The organism is Falsihalocynthiibacter sp. BN13B15 (genome assembly GCF_041205415.1).
In the GTDB taxonomy this organism is placed as follows: Bacteria; Pseudomonadota; Alphaproteobacteria; order Rhodobacterales; family Rhodobacteraceae; genus Falsihalocynthiibacter; species Falsihalocynthiibacter arcticus.
The window spans coordinates 1-433 of record NZ_JBGFCE010000090.1; the positions used below are offsets into that span (position 1 = coordinate 1).

At 55.7% G+C, this 433-nt stretch carries 1 protein-coding gene; it reads right to left on the reverse strand.

Annotation, left to right across the window (positions count from 1 at the left end; genetic code table 11):
- Positions 1–8: 8 nt before the first annotated feature.
- A partial coding sequence (locus AB9F26_RS22305; RefSeq protein WP_369769133.1) for a transposase occupies positions 9–433 on the reverse strand: 425 nt, incomplete at its 5' end.

The window sequence follows — 433 nt, forward strand, 5'->3', positions numbered from 1 at the left end:
CGGCGATCTCAACGGGTCGACGCGACACATGCATTTAAACGCGCTGCGGGGGTTTCGTATCCGAGCGTCATTCGGGGTCGTTCGTTGAGCTGTCTTGCGACGGCGCTCAGCTTTGCTTGATTATGTATCGACAAATCGGTGCCCTTTGGAAAGTACTGTCGTAGCAGGCGGTTGGTATTTTCGTTTGAACCGCGTTGCCATGCATTGCCCGGCAGTCGCTGCTTGCAGCGATGAGAGGGGCTGTGTGGGGCGCCCAAGAAAATGTCGATCTTCGTCACTAAGGTGACCATCTCACACTCGGCCATCTCGCATCCGCGGTCCCAAGTCAGTGAGCGGTACAGCTCTTTGGCCAGCTTGCGGGACTGTTTGATCAAGGCTTGGGTAACGCTGTTTCTGTCCTTGTTCTCGGAACCTGCAATCAGATCGCCTTTCC